General features: G+C 64.1%; 13 protein-coding genes. 5 read left to right on the top strand and 8 right to left on the bottom strand.

Translation table 11 applies throughout. The features are described 5' to 3' along the window. The first annotated feature begins 19 nt into the window (after positions 1–19). From BG61_RS14385 to BG61_RS14375, 3 genes are all read left to right on the top strand, one after another. Entirely contained in the window at positions 20–1357 is a 1338-nt protein-coding gene (locus BG61_RS14385; RefSeq protein ID WP_035934587.1) for an MFS transporter, read from the top strand. 268 nt (positions 1358–1625) lie between these two features. After that, positions 1626–3689: a bifunctional 2',3'-cyclic-nucleotide 2'-phosphodiesterase/3'-nucleotidase gene (locus BG61_RS14380; protein WP_129572185.1), complete on the top strand. Its 2064-nt coding sequence runs from the start codon at positions 1626–1628 to the stop codon at positions 3687–3689. Next, positions 3686–4492, top strand: coding sequence for a tetratricopeptide repeat protein (locus BG61_RS14375; protein ID WP_051672516.1), 807 nt, complete (start codon positions 3686–3688; stop codon positions 4490–4492). The genes BG61_RS14380 and BG61_RS14375 overlap by 4 nt, the downstream gene beginning before the upstream one ends. A 94-nt stretch (positions 4493–4586) precedes the next feature. Here the strand turns inward: BG61_RS14375 and pstS are convergent, their stop codons facing one another. Beyond that, positions 4587–5618 carry a phosphate ABC transporter substrate-binding protein PstS gene (pstS, locus tag BG61_RS14370; RefSeq protein ID WP_035934585.1) on the bottom strand — a complete coding sequence of 344 codons (1032 nt, stop codon included), beginning with the start codon at positions 5616–5618 and terminating at the stop codon, positions 4587–4589. A gap of 988 nt (positions 5619–6606) precedes the next feature. On the opposite strand from pstS, the gene BG61_RS14365 reads away from it, so the two are divergent. Then, entirely contained in the window at positions 6607–7470 is an 864-nt protein-coding gene (locus BG61_RS14365) for a CHAD domain-containing protein (protein WP_232256302.1), read from the top strand. A gap of 107 nt (positions 7471–7577) precedes the next feature. Here BG61_RS14365 and BG61_RS14360 read toward each other — a convergent pair whose 3' ends face one another. From BG61_RS14360 to BG61_RS14340, 5 genes are all read right to left on the bottom strand, one after another. Then, on the bottom strand, positions 7578–9050 hold the full coding sequence (locus tag BG61_RS14360) for an MmgE/PrpD family protein (RefSeq protein ID WP_035934584.1): 1473 nt from the start codon (positions 9048–9050) through the stop codon (positions 7578–7580). Between the two features lie 44 nt (positions 9051–9094). Further along, the gene (locus BG61_RS14355; protein WP_035934583.1) at positions 9095–10465 is read right to left on the bottom strand and encodes a short-chain fatty acid transporter; all 1371 of its coding nucleotides are present in this window, start codon (positions 10463–10465) and stop codon (positions 9095–9097) included. Between the two features lie 76 nt (positions 10466–10541). Then, positions 10542–11375: an amidohydrolase family protein gene (locus tag BG61_RS14350; RefSeq protein WP_035934582.1), complete on the bottom strand. Its 834-nt coding sequence runs from the start codon at positions 11373–11375 to the stop codon at positions 10542–10544. Between the two features lie 56 nt (positions 11376–11431). Continuing rightward, positions 11432–12649 (bottom strand): CaiB/BaiF CoA transferase family protein, encoded by a 1218-nt coding sequence (locus BG61_RS14345; RefSeq protein WP_035934580.1) that lies wholly within the window; start codon positions 12647–12649, stop codon positions 11432–11434. Then, positions 12646–13509, bottom strand: a complete 864-nt coding sequence (locus tag BG61_RS14340; protein WP_035934579.1) for an HpcH/HpaI aldolase/citrate lyase family protein — start codon at positions 13507–13509, stop codon at positions 12646–12648. Before BG61_RS14340 ends, BG61_RS14345 begins: the two co-directional genes overlap by 4 nt. Before the next feature lie 76 nt (positions 13510–13585). Here BG61_RS14340 and BG61_RS14335 point away from each other — a divergent pair, with 76 nt between their 5' ends. Continuing rightward, entirely contained in the window at positions 13586–14470 is an 885-nt protein-coding gene (locus BG61_RS14335; RefSeq protein ID WP_035934578.1) for a LysR family transcriptional regulator, read from the top strand. A 155-nt stretch (positions 14471–14625) separates the two neighbouring features. Here the strand turns inward: BG61_RS14335 and BG61_RS43985 are convergent, their stop codons facing one another. After that, positions 14626–14910 carry a GreA/GreB family elongation factor gene (locus BG61_RS43985; RefSeq protein WP_232256301.1) on the bottom strand — a complete coding sequence of 95 codons (285 nt, stop codon included), beginning with the start codon at positions 14908–14910 and terminating at the stop codon, positions 14626–14628. A gap of 827 nt (positions 14911–15737) precedes the next feature. Beyond that, positions 15738–16481 (bottom strand): SDR family oxidoreductase, encoded by a 744-nt coding sequence (locus BG61_RS14325; RefSeq protein WP_035934576.1) that lies wholly within the window; start codon positions 16479–16481, stop codon positions 15738–15740. Between the last annotated feature and the right edge of the window lie 564 nt (positions 16482–17045).

Here is a 17045-nt window from a genome sequence, read left to right as displayed (position 1 = left end):
ATCGAACGGAGACAACACGATGACCAAAGCCTTCACGCCTGCGGAACGCCCGGCGGCCTCGCCGGCCGCCGGCGAGGCCCAACGCGCGAAGCCTGTACGAATCCAGTCGATTATCGGCGGCCTTGCCGGCAACCTGATCGAGTGGTACGACTTTCTCGCCTACAGCATCTTCTCGATCTACTTCGCCGGCGCTTTCTTCCCGAGCGACAACCCGACGGTTCAGTTGATGAATACGGCCGCCATCGCCGCGGTCGGCTACATCGCACGGCCACTCGGCAGCTGGATGGTCGGCCTTTACGCGGATCGCCGGGGACGCAAGTCGGCGCTCACCGGCTCGGTCCTCACCATGTGCATCGGCTCGCTGATCATCGCCGTCACGCCCGGCTACGGCACGATCGGCATCTTCGCGCCGATCCTGCTGATCGTCGCGCGGCTGTTGCAAGGCCTCAGCATGGGCGGCGAATACGGCACCAGCGCGACGTATCTCAGTGAAGTCGCGCCTGCGCACCGCCGCGGCTTTTATCTGGGCTTCCTGCAGGTGAGCGTCGTCGCCGGTCAGTTGCTGGCGCTCGGGCTGATGCTGCTCATGCAGCACGTGCTGCTGACGAGCGCGCAACTGCACAGCTGGGGCTGGCGCGTTCCGTTCGTGCTCGGCGGACTGCTCGCGCTGTTCGCGCTCTATATGCGCCGCAACGTGACGGAGACGGCAGCGTTCGAATCGAGCGTGAAGGAGCGCGGGCCGGGCGTCGCGCAGCAGATGCTCGATCACTGGCGGCAAATCGTGCTGGCAATCGGCATCACGGTCGGCGGCACGGTTGCGTTCTACACCTACACCATCTATATGCAGAAGTTCCTGGTCAATTCGGTCGGGCTGGACAAGGAAGCGTCGACGCTTGTCTCCGCTGCCGCGTTGCTGCTCTACATGCCCTTGCAGCCGCTGTTCGGCTTCATCTCGGATCTCGTCGGACGACGCCCCGTGCTGATCTTCTTCGGCCTGTGCTGCACGTTCTTTTCCGTCCCGCTGTTCAATGCGATGAGCCACACGAAGGACCCGCTGGTGGCCTTTGCGCTGTCGCTCGCCGGCCTCGTGATGCTGAGCGGGTTCACGTCCGTGCACATGCTCGCGAAGACGGAGCTGTTTCCCGCACGCATCCGCGCGCTGGCGGTCGGACTGCCCTACGCGCTCACGACCGCGATCCTCGGCGGCACGACCGAATTCGTCGCGTTGAACTTCAAGGCGAGCGGTCACGAACCCTGGTTCTACTGGTACGTCACGGCGTGGGCGGCGGCATCGCTGATCGTCTACATCCGCATGCCTGAGACGCGCCACCGCACGCTCAGCGGGGCGGCAGCCTAGAGCGGTCCAGCGGGTGGCGCGTCTTGCGCGCCCCGGGATCACGCGACCGGCCGGCGGGGGCGCTCGATGTCGAGCGTCCTCCGTCATAAAACGCGCGTGCCGTGAACCCGCGTGTGCCGGGTTCAAATAAAGCGGAACAGATTTCGCGAATCCTTCATAACCCCATCGTTCACAGTACAAAGAGCTGTCACATTCCTTTCGTATCCTGCGTGCCGCTGCAACATCCATCGATGTTGCCAACACGAATAGTCGAGACACGAGGAAGGCGATGACACGCGCAGTTCAGAATCAGTTCTCTGCAGCACCGTACAGGGTTCGCTTGTTGCTCGGAACGATGGCCGCGGCCGCCCTCGTCTCCGGATGCGGAAGCAGCGACGAGACGCCCGCCCCGGCGATCGCGGACGGCACGAAAGCCACGCTGGCCATGCTGGAAACCACGGACATCCACACGAACGTGCTGAGCTACGACTACTTCAAGCTCGCCGAAGACAAGTCCATCGGTCTCGAACGCACTGCCACCCTGATTGCCGCGGGCCGAAAGGAATTCCAGAATACGATGCTGCTGGATGACGGCGACACGATTCAGGGCACGGCCCTCGCCGATTATCAGGCGCAGGTCGCACCGATCGACTGCAACACCACCCTTGGCGTCTACAAGGTGATGAATTCGCTGAAGTACGACGCCGGCACCATCGGCAATCACGAATTCAACTACGGCCTGTCGTTTCTCGGTCAGGTCACCGGCTCGAAGCTCGACGTCCCGAACCTGCCGCCTGTCGCCCAGCAACAGACCTGCGCCGGTCCGGCCTTCCCGCTGGTACTCGCCAATGTGCTCGGCGCCAGGTCGACCCAGCCGATCTTCAAGCCCTACACCATCATCACGCGCAATCTGACCGCGACGACCGCCGACGGCAAGACGGTCACGGCGCCGGTTAAGGTGGGCGTCATCGGCTTCACCCCGCCGACCATCATGGCATGGGACAAGCGCAATCTCGACGGCAACGTGTTCACTCAGGGGCTCAAGGAGACCGCCGAGAAATATGTGCCGCAAATGCGCGCAGAAGGCGCCCAGATCGTCGTGGCGATGTCGCACGGCGGTCTCGATGCGTCGCCCTATTCGCCTTCGATGGAGAACGGCAGCTACTATCTCTCGACCGTGCCCGGCATCGACGTCCTGATGATCGGCCATTCCCATCAGGTCTTTCCCGACCCGGCCAGCACCGTTGCGCAGTTCAACCTGCCGGGCGTCGACAAGGTGAAGGGAACGGTCAACGGCGTGCCGACCGTGATGGCCAACTTCTGGGGCAAGCACCTCGGTGTGGTGGCGCTGTCGCTCACTTACAGCAAGGGCGCCTGGAACATCGACAAGAACGCCACGAAGGTCGAAGCCCGCCCCATCCAGAACGCGGACAAGACGTTCGTCGCAGCCGACCCGGGCATCTCCGCTGCGATCGCGTCGGAGCACCAGGCGACCATCAACTATGTGAAGACGCCCGTCGGCACAACGGACTTCCGCATGACGAGCTACTTCGCCGACGTGGGGGACGTATCCGCGATTGAGATCGTCAACCAGGCGCAGGCGCAGTACGTGACGGACTATGTCGCGGCCAACCTGCCGGAATACGCGGGCATTCCGGTGCTCTCGGTAAGCGCGCCATTCAAGAGCGGCTTCGGTGGCGCAAGCGACTTCACGGATGTCGCCGCAGGCAATGTCGCCATCAACAACGCAGCTGACCTGTATCTCTATCCGAATACGGTCTACGCGGTGAAGGTCACTGGCGCGGATCTGAAAGCGTGGCTCGAGACCGCAGCCCAGCGCTTCAACCAGGTCGACCCGGCGAAGACCAGTTCGCAGCCCCTCGTGAGCAGCTATCCGGGCTACAACTTCGACATGATCACGTCGAAGGACTTCAGCTACGAAATCGACGTCACCCAGCCTGTGGGAAGCCGGATCAGGAACCTCTCGTACAAGGGCGTGACCGTTGCCGGCGACCAGGCATTCATCGTCGCGACGAACAACTATCGCGCAAGCGGAGGCGGCAATTTCCCGGGTCTCGACGGCAGCAAGACGATCTACGCATCGCCGGATGCCAACCGTGACGTGCTGATCGCATACATCAAGCGCATCAAGTCGATGACGAGCGCAGGCAACGGGGCCGACCGGAGCTGGCATTTCACGAAGGCGGCCACTCAGGGACCGGTCACCTTCACGTCGGCACCGAACCTCGTCGCGCTCGCGCAGTCGCAAGGCATTATGAATGTCTCGCAGGTGCAGGCAGACGATGGAACCGGAAAGGGGCTCGCGCTGTACTCCATCGATCTGGGCAAATGAGCGCGCGTAACGGATGGCTCGGCGCTTCGGTCGCGGTCGCGATCGTGGCCGCGTCTGCCCTCGTGCTCTTCGGCGTGGCAATGCGCGAGGCGAGCAGTGAGCACGTCGACGAGTGGCGGATGCAGGCGATGTCGACACGGCAGGCGCAAGCCCTGTGGCGCCTGCGGATCGCGGAGACATTCGGCAACGATGCCGCCCGGCTCGCGCTCGCGCAGGTTCTCGTATCCGATGCCGATCCGCAACGCGTGCGCCGGGGCGTAGCGCTTTTGCGCCGCGTTGCTGACGGCGGCGACGCGCGTGCACAATTGCAACTCGGCAAGATATTGCTCAAGGGACTGCCCGGCGTGGGCGTGGATCATACGGAAAGCCGCGAGTGGCTCCTGAAGGCTGCGGCGGCAGCGACGCGTCATGCGGCGAACACCGGTGAAGAATCTCCGGATCCCGACAACGCGCCCGCGGGCTACGCGGCCTTTTACCTTGCGTCCATCTATCGAAACGGATATGGCGTCGCGCCGGACCCGCGCGCCGCCTTTGAATGGCTCGAACGGGCCGCGAATGCGGGCGTACCGCAAGCGCAGTTCCAGCTCGCCAACGTCTACCGGCAGGACGGCGTCGTGCGGCGCGACGACACGCGCGCGCTTCACTGGCTCGTTCTCGCCGGAAAGGCCGAACTGGCGGAAGCCAACCTGGCGCTCGCCATCGCCTATCGAAATGGAGAACTCGGCCTGAAACCGGACGAAGACGAATACTGGTCTTACGTGAAGGAAACCGCGCACGACTACAAGCATACGATCGTCCCGTAAGCGCCGCGCGCAACCTGCGAGGCAAGAACCGGAGAATATCGCCCTTGATGACCATCTCCTGCGTCGCTAAAGCGCGCAGGACTTCATCCGAAGCTCACTTGATGTTCTCGCTCCAGTAAGCCTCGATCTGCTTGACGAGAGCGGCGGGCAACGCAACGTAGTGTTCCGCTGCCGCATCCGCCTGCCCTTCGTTGAGCGCCCACTTGAAGAACGCAAGCGCGGCCTTTGCACTGGCCGCATCCCTGGCGGCACGCGGCAGGATCACGAATACGACGCCGGCGATGGGCCACGCATTTGCGCCGGGAGCGTCTGTCACGATCTGGTAGAAATCCGGACGCTGGGACCAGTCCGCCGCACTCGCCGCCGCGCTGAAGCTTTCGCGGGAGGGCTGGACATAGGTACCGCTTCTGTTCTGCACCGCCGCGTACGACAGATTGCGCTGCAACGCATAGGTCAGCTCGACATAGCCGATCGCCCCTTCGACATTCCTGATGTAGGTCGCGATACCGTCGTTGCCGGTCGCGCCGACGCCCGTCGGCCACTTGACGGTGGTCCCCGTGCCGACGCTTTCGTTCCATGCACTGCTCGTCTTCGACAGGTAGCTGACCCAGTTGAAGGTCGTACCGGAGCTGTCGCCGCGATGAACGACGACGATCTTTCGATCGGGAAAGCGGATGCCCGGATTGATGGCCGCGATTGCCGGGTCATTCCAGTTGACGACCTTGCCCAGAAAGATATCGGCGAGCAGCGGCCCGCTCAGGCGGATCTGCCCGGGTGTGATGCCCGGAAGATTGACGACGGGTACGACGCCGCCGATCACCAGCGGAAATTGCACGAGTCCCGCCGCGCGAAGCTCGTCCGGCTTGAGAGGCATGTCGGACGCGCCGAACGTGACCCTCGCGGCCTTGATCTGCCTTACTCCATTACCTGAGCCGGTGGGCTGGTAGCTCACCTGCTGCCCTGTTTTCACATAGTAGGTCGCGGCCCACTTCAACAGCAGCGGATAAACGAACGTCGAGCCGGCGCCGGAGACCTCGGCCGCATGTGCCGCCACGGCATGGAACATCACCATGCCCAAGACGGCAACACGAAGCGAGTTCCTGAACCTGATCAGCGTTCCGTTCATCGTCGCGATCTCCTGAAGGGCGCGGCAGGCACGCGTTCGCGAACCGACCCGGCCTGTCACCGGCGAAGTCACTGTCTCTGATCTTAGATCGTGCTACGCATTTCCCCAATATCCATTTGCTCGCAAGTCGTTGCGTCACGCAACAGGATGGCGGGCGCTCGCCGCTGTCCGCTGAATCGATGAAGAGACGAGACAGGCCGCACGACCGGACGCGAACGCTTGAGCCCGGACCGATCATGCGTCGTTCGCGCAGGAGGAATATTCGAAGGAGTCCGTTGCCGTCGATGCTGTGCAAAAGTGCCGGTTCGTCGGGCGCCGCCGGCGTCACCGAAAATGGTGCGAGGAATGCAACGTGCCGCAAACGGGCGGCCGAGTGCGCGACGAAACGCCCGGCCACCACGGAGGTGTTGAAGCTGGGATCGCCTGACTGAAAGCAAAAGTGCCTGGAAAAGCCTGTCCGCGTGAAAAAGGCGCGCTGCTGCGCGCCGGCCTGCGGATGCCAGAGGCAGCGCATATCAAGCACGTTTTCGGCGCAATCGATTCGGCTCACGCAGCGAAACGCGCACGGCCCGCGAGAGACCAGAGCTTGAACGCGGGCAACTCCATCAAAAGCCGCTCGCCGCCTCATGGGTAAAAGCCAGGCCCGCCTCATGACAAATCGATGAAGGATTTGTGGCGCGCCATGAAAATGCGCATGAGCCGGCGGCACCGCAAGCCGGCAACAATCCACTGCGCTATTTCACATTATCCGGATTAATCGTCCGGACAACGCAGCGTGTCGTGCTTACTTGTCCGCTGTCATCGGGTTGTCATCAAGCACGCCTATGTTCCCCTCGGAACGCGGTTTACACATCGATAGTGACGAAGTTATTAAGCGCTGAAAAGCGCCTTGCGCGACCGCCCGACCGATGACACAGAACGTCTCTACATGAATGCCCAAATCAGTCCAGTTACCCTGTCAACGGTCGAATCCCGAAAGCAGACACTCATGATCGGGGATGACGACCTGGCCGTCCTGGCCCAGCAGCCCGTCGCTGACGCCTTCGTCATTCTGACTGCGCCCGCCGCAAGCGAAGCGTTGCGCCGCACCGAGCAGATGACGGCCACCGTAGACGCGGAAGCGCTTCATCAGCTTCACCTCGCCTTGCAGCGTCTGCGCATACTTTGGTGGGCCTTCGAGCCGCTGCTCGACATGAAGGCTGCCAAAGCCGCGAGCAAGCGGTTCAAGCAGTTCGCCGACATCGCCGGCAAGCCGCGCAACCTCGAGGTGGTGTGCGATGTCCTCGCGCGTGCGAAGAAGCCGAACGCATCGCTCGGTTCGCTGTTGCGAACCATCGACGGGCGACGCGGCTACGCATCTGCCGAAAGCTGGGCCACGATACGCAAAGCCGAACTGGACGTCACGCTGCGGCGCGCACTGGCGGACGCGCGGCGCCGCCTCGAATCCCGCGCGGAAAATCCTTCGCTCAAGGAGTTCGCGCAGTTGCGCGTCGCGCTCGCCAACGCCGACCTGAAAAAGAAAGAGAGGCGAGCCGGACGCACGAAGCATATCGGCTACAAGGCGCTCCACGGCGTCGAGGAAGCGGCCAGCAAGCTGAAGTACTTGCTGGAGTTCTTTGCGCCGGTGCTCGAAGCCGATCATCGGGCCGCGATCGAGCATCTGGCCGCGACCCAGGAAAAGCTCGGAAAGCTTAGCGAAGTCGTCGCGAGCGAGGAAGTGGTACGCGACGTCGCGACGGACCTTCACGACAAGGCGGCGGTCCATCATGCCGTTCGCTGGCTGACCAAGCAAAAGCGATGCGAAACGCGCGCGGCAGCGGAACTGCTGCGTTACGCGACCGCGCACCATTGAAGCGGACACCGGTGATGAGCCGGTAACATTCGGCCCGATGTATGGGCCGGGTTTGCGGCCTGAACCCGCCGCTTCGACTGCAGCGTGCGCAGCCGATCAACAGGCGTTCAGCCCCGGATGACGAGCGGCGAAAAAACGTCCGACGCCCGATTGCGCCGCTCCAGATCCCAGAGTACGCCGAGCGCTTCGCCGGCAGATGCCGAGCCGATCAACGGCTCGACGTTCTTCCTGAACTTCTTCTCGAAGTCCGCGCGCTGCATGGGCCGGGTGGCGGACCCGGGAATATCGTCGACCTGTTTGCTGAATACCTGTCCATCGTCCCGCGTCACGCTCACCACGGTCGCGTAATACTTCGGATACAGCTTCGTCATCTCCGGATCGTCGATCACGCGGATTCTCTTCATGAACGAGCGCAGCTTCGGATCATGCAGCGCTGCGTTGCTGTAACTTGCAACGCCGATATCGCGGTCGAACATCGCTTTGGCCGTCACGTAGGGCAGGCTGTGATCGGCGGTTCCGCTCGTTTCCGGCGCCCATTTTTCCGCGTCCATGCCGGCGGAAAAGTACCCCTCGTGCGATGTCCTGATCTCCACCGCCGTGATCCGGCTGATGTCGCCCGCCTGCTGCGCGACGTCGATGCCCGCTGCAATCGCCGTCTGCGTGAGCGCCTGCGCTGGGTAGAACTTCACCGAGCAATCGCGGATCCGGAACGGTCGGCCGCGTCCGCCGAAGGTGTTCGTGTCGAGCGTGAACGGTCCGGAAACCTGCTTGAAGAAGCCTGCATCGCCTTCGAATATGGGCGACGGCCCCGTCAGCCCTTCGCGGGCCAGAGCCGCAGCGAACACGCCGTTGCGCGCCGCGTCGGCATCGGCGAGTCCCTTCCAGTTCGAGATCGTCTGCACGCGTGTCTGGTTCAGTGCCAGATGTCCGTTGATGGCGAGATTGACCGACTCCGTGAGTCTCGCCTCGTCGAGCTTCATCAGCTTTCCAGCCGCGAGCGCCGCGGCAGGCAGACTGAAATTCGGATGATCCCAGCCATGCTGGCTGATCGAGGCGGCATCCATGAGCCGGCAATCGATCTCGTACGCCAGCACGACCGCAACGATCAGGTCGCGCCCGCTCGCGCCCATTGCTTCGGCCTGCGCGAGACACGCGGACATGTTGTCGCTCGGATGCCCGATCTCCTTTCCCGCGTACACGTCGTTCAGGTCGTAGTAGCGCATCGCCGCGCCGTTCGCAAACGTCGCCAGATCGGGCGACGTGCGCAGGCGGGTGCCCAGCACGGTAGCGGTGCCGTTGCCTCCCTGTGCCAGCGCGACCGTGCGGGCGATCTTGACCGGCTTCTCAGCGAAAGCGGCCACGCCGCAGCCGAGCGCGTCTGCCAGATGAGTCTTCGCCAGTTCGACGGTCGTGTCGTCGAGATCCTCGTAGCGCAGGGCCGCTGCGTAGGCGGCGAGGCGTTGCGCGAGATTGCGCTGGCCGGCGCCTGGCAGGCTCTGCGCAAGCGCGGGCGCCACCCCCGCCGCAGCCGCACTCGCTGCGAGCGCGCCGAGCGACGCGATGAAATGACGGCGATGCATGAATTCAGTCTCCTCGTTCGGATTATCGTGACCGGCAGTCGCGTTCAGATGAGCAGCAGCAACGCGGCGCCGAACACCACGCTGCCGAGCAGGAATGTCATGACCGTGTAGCCGAGCACGCGCTGCACGCCGATCCCGGCCATCGCGACGACGGGCGCGGCCCAGAACGGTTGCATCATGTTGGACACCTGCTCTCCCATCGCGACGGCCATCGTCGTGCCCGGCACCGACGCATGCAGCGCGACCGCGGCCGGCACGACGAACGGACCCTGCACGGCCCAGTGACCGCCGCCGCTCGGCACGAGGAACGTGACGATGAGCGAGCAGACGTAGCTCCAGAACGGCAGCGTATGCGCGTTCGATATCGCAATGAAGAAATGCGCGAGCACATCGGGCAGGCCGGTCGCCTCCATGATGCCCATGATGCCGCCGTAGAGCGGGTACTGCAGCATCATCGAGCCGGTCTGGCGCGCGGCATTCTTCACCGCATCGGCGTAGGCCAGCGGATAGCCGTGCAGCACGACACCGGCGCAGAACATCACGAAGATCACGGCGTTGACGCCGGAAAAGCCTGCGACGTGCTCGACCCGCGCCATGACGATGAAAGAAAGGCCAGCCAGTCCGATGAATGCACTTCCCAGCCGCGAATGCTCGATCCATTGCGCCGGCGTGAGCTTGCCGCGCGGGCGCACGCGCACGGGCGGGTCGGGATTCTTGTCCAGATCGAGCACCACCGCGTTTTCGTCGCGCGGCTTGAGCAATGCGAGCACGATCGGCACGCAGACCAGCATCACGATCACCGGCACCAGATTGAACGTGGTGAACACGGTAGCGTTGAACGGCAGCACCTGACCTGTCAGCTTCTCGACGACGTTCATCGCGCTGCCATGCGTGGATTGCGCGAGCGCGATCGAACTCGAAATGCCGCTTGCCCAGACGACCCAGCCCGAGAACCCCGCGGCGACGATCCATGCAAAGTCGACGCGCATGCGCTTCGCCACTTCGCGCGCAAGCAGCGCCGCAACGACGAGGCCGAAGCCCCAGTTGAAGAACGACGCGACCGCGACCGAAAGGAACGTGAGCGTCGACGCCTGCACCGGCGTGCGCGCAATCGACACCACTGCGCGAAAGAGCCGCTGCACCGGCGGCGCATGCGCGAACGCGTGGCCCGTGACGAGCACGAGCGTGATCTGGAACGCGAACGTCAGAATGTCGAAGAAACCCTTGTACCAGCCGCCCACGATGCGCACGAACGAAGCATGCGGCGCGAACAGCGCCGACGCCACTGCGACGATCACCGTAATCAGGATCGCGAGCACAAACGGGTCGGGGATGACGCGTTCGAAAAGGCGAATGGTGGCGTCGGTAAAGCGGGTGTTGGCGGTGGGCGAATGCGAGGCGCTAGCGGGCTTCATCGCGTGCCTCGCGTCGAGCAGGCGGTCATCAGGTGTCTCCGTGTGGTTGTCGGTGTAGTGTGTTCAGGGGCGATGCTCAGAATCCGTAAAGCTCCGCGGGATTGTCGACGAGTATCCTTTCGCGCAGCTTGTCGTTCTGCGCCCAGTCGGCGAGCAGGTCGAACAACAGCTTGTCGTCGGCGTTGCCCCCTTCCGTGACGTGCGGCCAGTCGCTGCCCCACACCAGCCGGTCGGGCGCGGTTCGCACCCATGCCTTTGCGATCGGCGCCATGTCCCCGTAGCCACCCGCTTCCCCGATGAGCGAATCCAGATAGGGGCCCGACAGTTTCAGCCACGCGCGGCCGCGCTCCATCAGGCGGCTGATGATCGCGAAGGCTGGGTGCGCCGTGCCCGCGGGCAAGGGCAGGCGGCCGAGATGATCGAACACGATGCGCGACGGCAAGCGATCGAGCAGCGCCTCGTGCTCGGCGATCTGCTCTGCGGTCCAGTGCAACTGGACATGCCAGCCGAGTTCGTCGATGCGCCGCGACAACGGCTCGACCATGCTAAAGTCGACGACGGCCTGCGCCGGCGTGTAGAGGGTAAAGCGGATGCCGCGGATACCTCCCTCGTGGAGCGTCTCGAGTTCGGCGTCAGTCACGTCGGGGCGCAGCACGCCGACGCCGCGCGTGTGCGCAGCGCCCAGGCGGGCGATCGCATCGAGCGTCACGCTGTTGTCCACATCGTATAGGCGCGGTGTGACGACCACCGTGCGGCGCGTGCCGATGCGTGCCTGGAAGCGCTCGCGGTAATCGTCCGCGGTGGCGTTCGGAACGAGCTTGCCCAAAGCCCCCTCGCGCAAAAAGCGGGCGTCATACACATGCATGTGCGAATCGCATGCAAGCGCGGGCGTGATTGATTCGGCTGCCATTCGTCGTCTCCGTGTTCTTATGCGAGCGCCCGACGCGGCGTCGGGCACTCGGGCGCTCATTGCCCGCCGATTGCTTGCGTTGCCCGCAACCCGGCGATCTCATCATCGGTGCAGCCGCTTTGCGCCAGCACGTCGTCCGAATCCTGGCCGAACACCGGCGCCGCGAACGGGTCGGGGCCCGGCGTGCGCCCGAAGCGGATGGAGCGCTTCAGGCCGCGATATCCCCCCACCGCGGGGTGATCGAAGTGCGCGATCATGTCCTCGGCGAGCACCTGCTGATCGTCGAACATGTCTTCGACCGTGCGCGCCGCTGCGCACGGCACTTCCTCGCCGAACAGCGCCTCCCATTCCAGCGCGCTTTTTGCCTGCAACGCGGCATGCAGCCTCGGCACGATTTCATCGACGCGCTCGGCGCGCTTCCTGACCGAATCGAAGCGCCTGTCGGCGGCAAGTTCGTCGAGTCCCGTCTTGCGGCACAAAGCCTGCCAGAAATGCGGCGTATTCGCAGAGATATAGAGAAATCCCTCGCGCGTGGGATGCAGGCCGGTGATGCCGCCCGAGCGCATGTCGCGTCCCACGTCCCGTGGTTCTTCGTCGGCCCAGATCATGCGCGCCGACTGCATCGCGAGCGCGCTGCGCAGCAGCGAGACGCCGACATACTGGCCCCGCCCGCTGCGTTCGCGTTCATACAGCGCGGAAGCGACGCCGCCCGCCACGAGCGCGGCGGCGTAGTAGTCGACGATCGATCCGTACAGGATCTCGGGTGGCCCGCCGCGCTTCGCCTGCATCGCGCACATGCCCGTCATGGTCTGCAGCACCTGGTCGTAGCCGGCCTTGTCCTTGAGCGGCCCGCTTTCACCATAACCCGTGACCGCGCAATAGACGAGGCGCGGGTTGATCGCGCTCAGCGCTTCGTAGCCGATGCCAAGGCGGTCCGGCACGCTGGGGCGAAAGTTGTGCACGAGCACGTCCGCCTGCCCGGCCAGCTTCTTCAGCACGGCGAGTCCGTCGGGCTGCTTCAGATCGAGCGCAAGCCCGAGCTTGCTGCGGTTGACGCCGAGAAACGCGCGGCTTTCGCTTTCGAGCGTCGACGGATACTTGCGCAGATTGTCGCCTGAAGGCGGCTCGATCTTGATGACCTCGGCGCCCTGGTCCGCAAGCAGGCTGCACCCATAGGGGCCTGCAATATACGCACTCAGGTCGAGCACGCGAATGCCGGTCAGCGGCCCGCGCGTTGCGTCGGTCGCGGCCGGGCGGCGCGAAGGGCGTGTCATGGCCGTTCCTCCCGGTTCGCTTGCGCAAGGACGGCCCGCGCTCTCGCGACGAAGGGCGCATCCACCATCTTGCCGTCCACGACGTAGGCGCCCAGCCCTTTTGCATCTGCCTCGGCCGCCGCATCGACCACGCGCTGCGCGTGCGCCAGTTCGTCGTCGCTCGGGCGGAAGACCGCGTTGGCCAGCACGATCTGGCTCGGGTGAATGCAGCTCTTGCCGATGAACCCCAGATTGCGCGCAAGCGCGGCTTCGCGTCTGAAGCCGTCCTGATCCTTGATGTCGGCGAATGCCGCGTCGTAGGCAAAGACGCCCGCCTCGCCCGCAGCGAGCGACAGCTGGAACATGGCCTGCTGAATGGCCGCCGGTTCGCGGCGCGCGATGCCGAGCGGCTCGAACAGGTCGGCGAGGCCAAGCTGCAAACCACGCACCCGTTCGTGCGCGCTCGCGAGCTCATGCGCGCGGCGCAACGCAGACGGCGTTTCGATGTTCAGCAAAACGCCGATCGGTTGCGCGACGCCGTTTGCGCGTTCCGCCGCCGACAGCGCGTCGACAGCTTCACGCACGTCGTCCGGATCGCGTGGCTTCGGCAGGTTCACGAGCGCGACACCGTCATGCGCGATCGCTTCGACGTCGGCCTTGAAATGGGGCGAATCGACCGCGTTCACGCGCACGATGATCGTCTTGCGCGGCGAACGGCTCGCCTGCGCCATCAGAAAGTGACGCAGGGCAGCGCGGGCCTCGGCCTTGCGCGCTTGCGCGACCGCGTCTTCCAGGTCGAAGGAAATGGCATCGGCGGCGCTCGCCAATGCCTTCTCGAACAGCTCGGGGCGAGAGGCGGGAACGAAGAGTTTGCTTTTCATGCAGGGCAGTCTAGACACGCTGACAGCAAAGATAAAGCGGTAGAATCTGCGTTCACAATTAAGCAAAACTTTCTTTATGGAAACCGCGTTCCTGCAGAGCTTTCTTCTGGTGGTCGAGACCGGATCGATGGCGGAAGCCGCACGGCGCATGGACGTGTCGCCGGCTGCGGTCGCGCAGCAACTGCGTGCGCTCGAACGAGAACTGGGTGCAACGCTCATCGCGCGCTCGGGCCGCACCGTCGCGCCGACTGCGGCAGGCATGCGCATCGTCGCCCAGTCTCGCGGGCTGTTGAGGGAACTGGCCGACCTGAGAATACTCGTCAACCATGAACATGCCACCGGTGAGTTGCGCCTTGGCACGATCAACACCGCGCTGCACAGCCTGCTGCCCGAAATCCTCGCGCGTTTCGTGAAGACGCATCCGCAGGTGAAGATGTTCATTCAATCGGGCACGTCGATGGAGTTGTACGAGGCGCTCAAGCGCGGAGACATCGACGCGGCTGTCTGCACGCATCCAAGCTTCACGGTGCCGAAGAACTTCGTGTGGGCGCTGCTCAGGGAAGAGCCGCTTGTCGTGCTCGCACCGCAGCGGCTCAGCAAACGCGCGCCGCACGATCTGTTGCGCAGCGAGCCGCTGATTCGCTACGACCGCACGCTGGCCGGCGGCAAGGAAGCGGATCGCTACCTGCGCCGCGAGGGCATCGTGCCGACCGAGCGCTTCGAACTGAGTTCGCTTGCCGCGATTGCCTTGATGGTGGACCGGGGTCTCGGGGTGTCGCTCGCGCCGGATATCGCGTCGCCGATCACGCGCGGATTGCGCATCGTTCATTTGCCCCTGCCGATGCCGTCGGCGCCACGGCGCTTCGGTGTGCTGTGGCCTCGCGGGTCCGTGCGCGCACGGCTGATCCAGGCGCTCGTCGATTGTGCGCACGGCGTGGTTGAGGGAGACGCGCGGCGGTAGCCCGCGCTTTGCCGATCCGGGCGCTCATCGCGGACGCGGCGATGCTGACGATTCCCGTGCGCCGTCTACTTACCCTCCGGCATGCTGCTTCAGCGGAGCCGCCATCGCGCGACCCGCCTGCCCGATCCCGCCGCATGCACGGCGCGCGATGCAACTCAATCGGCCATGCGGGCGTGCTCGGGCTGAAACACGATCCGCTTGATGGCGTATCGGATCAGCGCGCCACTCGGCGCGCGGCAGTCGACCGTCTGCCCGCACCGTGCGCCGAGCAATGCGATCCCTGTCGGTGACAGAACGGACAGACGGCCCGACTCGTAGTCCGCCTCATCGGGATAGACCAGCGTCCACTGATGAATATCCGTAGCCCCGACGCTCACGCATTCGATGACCGTGTTCATCGTGATGACGTCCGGGGGCATGTCGGCGGATTCGACGAACACGGCTGTCGCCTCGAGTTCCTCCAGCAACGAACGCTGTATCGGGGACGTGCCCCGCCGATGTGCGTACTGTTCGAGTCGGAGCCTGTCGGATTCCGAGAGGATCTTCGAGCCTTCCGAGCGCCGGCTTGCATCCGGGTAAGAATCGACTTTGGCCAACGGCATACGTGCCTCCGGGACGAGTACAGGTTACAGAGTCAACACATGAGGAATTCGAAGGCGACAACGGTCACACCGCGAGCGGCGCGACACGACTTGCTTTGGATTGAATCCCGCGCTTGAGCGAACTCGAACGAGCCGGCCATGCCGACACGGGCGCTCGATTCAAGCGCCGCTTCGTTAAAGTCGTTGTTTTCTGGAGAGGAGGCCCGGCTTGCGTCTGACCTTCGAATGTCAGGCGCAGAACCGGGCGGAAGGAATTGCCGACTTGTCCGCGGGACAAGCGCGGCTCCGAATGCGTTTCGCGGTCTCCGATACTTCACGCGCGCAGCCCACCCTTGCGGCAATAGCCGAAAGATGGCGTGATGCGGGAGAAGGATTCAAAGCGATACGCACGACAGGGTCCTTGGATGAGAGCAGACGAAATCACGCCCGGGCTACCGAGACCTCATTAAAGCGCGTTCGTAATGATATTGCAAGCTTTCGGTGCTGATGCGCAAACGAGATTCCGGAGCGTTCTCCCGCTGTCAGCGATCTGGCCTCATGCTTTCAGCAAGCGCTCGTGACCCGCGACGCGGCCGGACTGATGCAGGCTCAGCTTTGGCAGAAGAACGGGTCGCCACGGATCACGGCACCGAAGGCAACTCGCGTGGCTAGCGAGTTGCCTTCGATCAGACGAGCACGTGGCCGCCGTCGACCACGATCACCTGACCCGTACTGAAGCCCTGCTGCATCAGATAGAGGTACGTGCGCGCAACGTCGCTCGCCTCTCCGACCCGGCGTACCGGCATCTTGCCCGCGATATGGTCATAGAGACCCTCGCGGTCCGCTTCGCTCATGTTGTCCCACAGGGCAGTGCGCAGGACGCCGGGTGCGACGGCGTTCACACGCAGCGGCGCAAGTTCGACGGCAAGCGTGCGTGTGAGCGATTCGATTGCGCCCAGGATGCTGGACGGGATTGTCCACGTAGGCAGCGGGCGCGACGAGGCCACGCCGCTCGTGAGCGTGATGGAGCCGCCCGGACGAATGTGCGGAGTCGCATGCTTGACCGCCTTGAGCGCACCCCAGTAACGCACTTCGAAGGCGCGCTGCGCGGCTTCGATGCTGAGATCGGCAAGGGTCTGCAGAAGCAGCGACTCCCCGGCGGTATAGACGAGATGGTCGAATGCACCGACGCGCGCGAAGAACGCTCGCACCTGCTCCTCGTCGGTGAAGTTGAGGGTCTCGCCGCGCGTGCCCCGAGGCAGTCTCTCGAGTGCGTCCGCGACGCGCGCCGGGTTGCTCGAAGCGATGATGACTTCCGCTCCGGCACGCGCCGCAGCGTCGGCTACGGCGAAGCCGATTCCCGACGTCCCACCGGCCACGACGACCCGGCTTTGTTCAAGCGTAATGCTGGTAATTTGGCTGTTTCCCATGTTTTACAGTTCGTAAGAGAGCGGTCTGCGCGATGGCGCCCGGCGTCACGCAGCACGTGCTGACGAACGATGGATCGGTGCGCTACAGCGGCCGCGCTGAGTGTACGTTGTTTGCCGGAATCGCGCCGAATGCGTCGCGTGGAACGTAGTTGTCTTGAGAGATTACATTTCGTTGACCCGAGCGGCGGGCGCTTTGTCGCCGCTACTGCGGCACGTCTGCGCTGCTCCCGGAAGGGATTCGTCTATGAAGACCGGCGGCAGGTGCGATCACGTCACGTGCGTTATGAGGAAACTGCACTTGCTTTCCCCTTCGTTACGCCGGCATTACGTCTCGTCGAAAGAACAAGGCCCGGCGATCCGAATGGTGCGAGTGCATGCTGTGCGCTCGACGGTCCGCAAGCCGTTCGCCACAAGTGCGAGGCCACGCCCTTGCAAACGGTTGAACAACAACGCTGCCCTGCCCTTGCCCACCCGCACCCCCTTGCTTACGGCATATTCAACCGGCGATGTCCGCAGCACTTGTCCTCGGGGCCAGCTAAGTCTGCCGTATTACCGTCAGGGATC

The organism is Caballeronia glathei (assembly GCF_000698595.1).
Classification (GTDB): Bacteria; Pseudomonadota; Gammaproteobacteria; order Burkholderiales; family Burkholderiaceae; genus Caballeronia; species Caballeronia glathei.
This window is presented reverse-complemented; position numbering and strand designations above follow the sequence as displayed.

What these genes read in the sequence shown, in the direction of transcription:
- BG61_RS14385 (WP_035934587.1), top strand. Translation starts at nt 20, where the DNA reads ATGACCAAAGCCTTCACGCCTGCGGAACGCCCGGCGGCCTCGCCGGCC.
- BG61_RS14380 (WP_129572185.1), top strand. Translation starts at nt 1,626, where the DNA reads ATGACACGCGCAGTTCAGAATCAGTTCTCTGCAGCACCGTACAGGGTT.
- BG61_RS14375 (WP_051672516.1), top strand. Translation starts at nt 3,686, where the DNA reads ATGAGCGCGCGTAACGGATGGCTCGGCGCTTCGGTCGCGGTCGCGATC.
- pstS (WP_035934585.1), bottom strand. Translation starts at nt 5,618, where the DNA reads ATGAACGGAACGCTGATCAGGTTCAGGAACTCGCTTCGTGTTGCCGTC.
- BG61_RS14365 (WP_232256302.1), top strand. Translation starts at nt 6,607, where the DNA reads ATGATCGGGGATGACGACCTGGCCGTCCTGGCCCAGCAGCCCGTCGCT.
- BG61_RS14360 (WP_035934584.1), bottom strand. Translation starts at nt 9,050, where the DNA reads ATGCATCGCCGTCATTTCATCGCGTCGCTCGGCGCGCTCGCAGCGAGT.
- BG61_RS14355 (WP_035934583.1), bottom strand. Translation starts at nt 10,465, where the DNA reads ATGAAGCCCGCTAGCGCCTCGCATTCGCCCACCGCCAACACCCGCTTT.
- BG61_RS14350 (WP_035934582.1), bottom strand. Translation starts at nt 11,375, where the DNA reads ATGGCAGCCGAATCAATCACGCCCGCGCTTGCATGCGATTCGCACATG.
- BG61_RS14345 (WP_035934580.1), bottom strand. Translation starts at nt 12,649, where the DNA reads ATGACACGCCCTTCGCGCCGCCCGGCCGCGACCGACGCAACGCGCGGG.
- BG61_RS14340 (WP_035934579.1), bottom strand. Translation starts at nt 13,509, where the DNA reads ATGAAAAGCAAACTCTTCGTTCCCGCCTCTCGCCCCGAGCTGTTCGAG.
- BG61_RS14335 (WP_035934578.1), top strand. Translation starts at nt 13,586, where the DNA reads ATGGAAACCGCGTTCCTGCAGAGCTTTCTTCTGGTGGTCGAGACCGGA.
- BG61_RS14325 (WP_035934576.1), bottom strand. Translation starts at nt 16,481, where the DNA reads ATGGGAAACAGCCAAATTACCAGCATTACGCTTGAACAAAGCCGGGTC.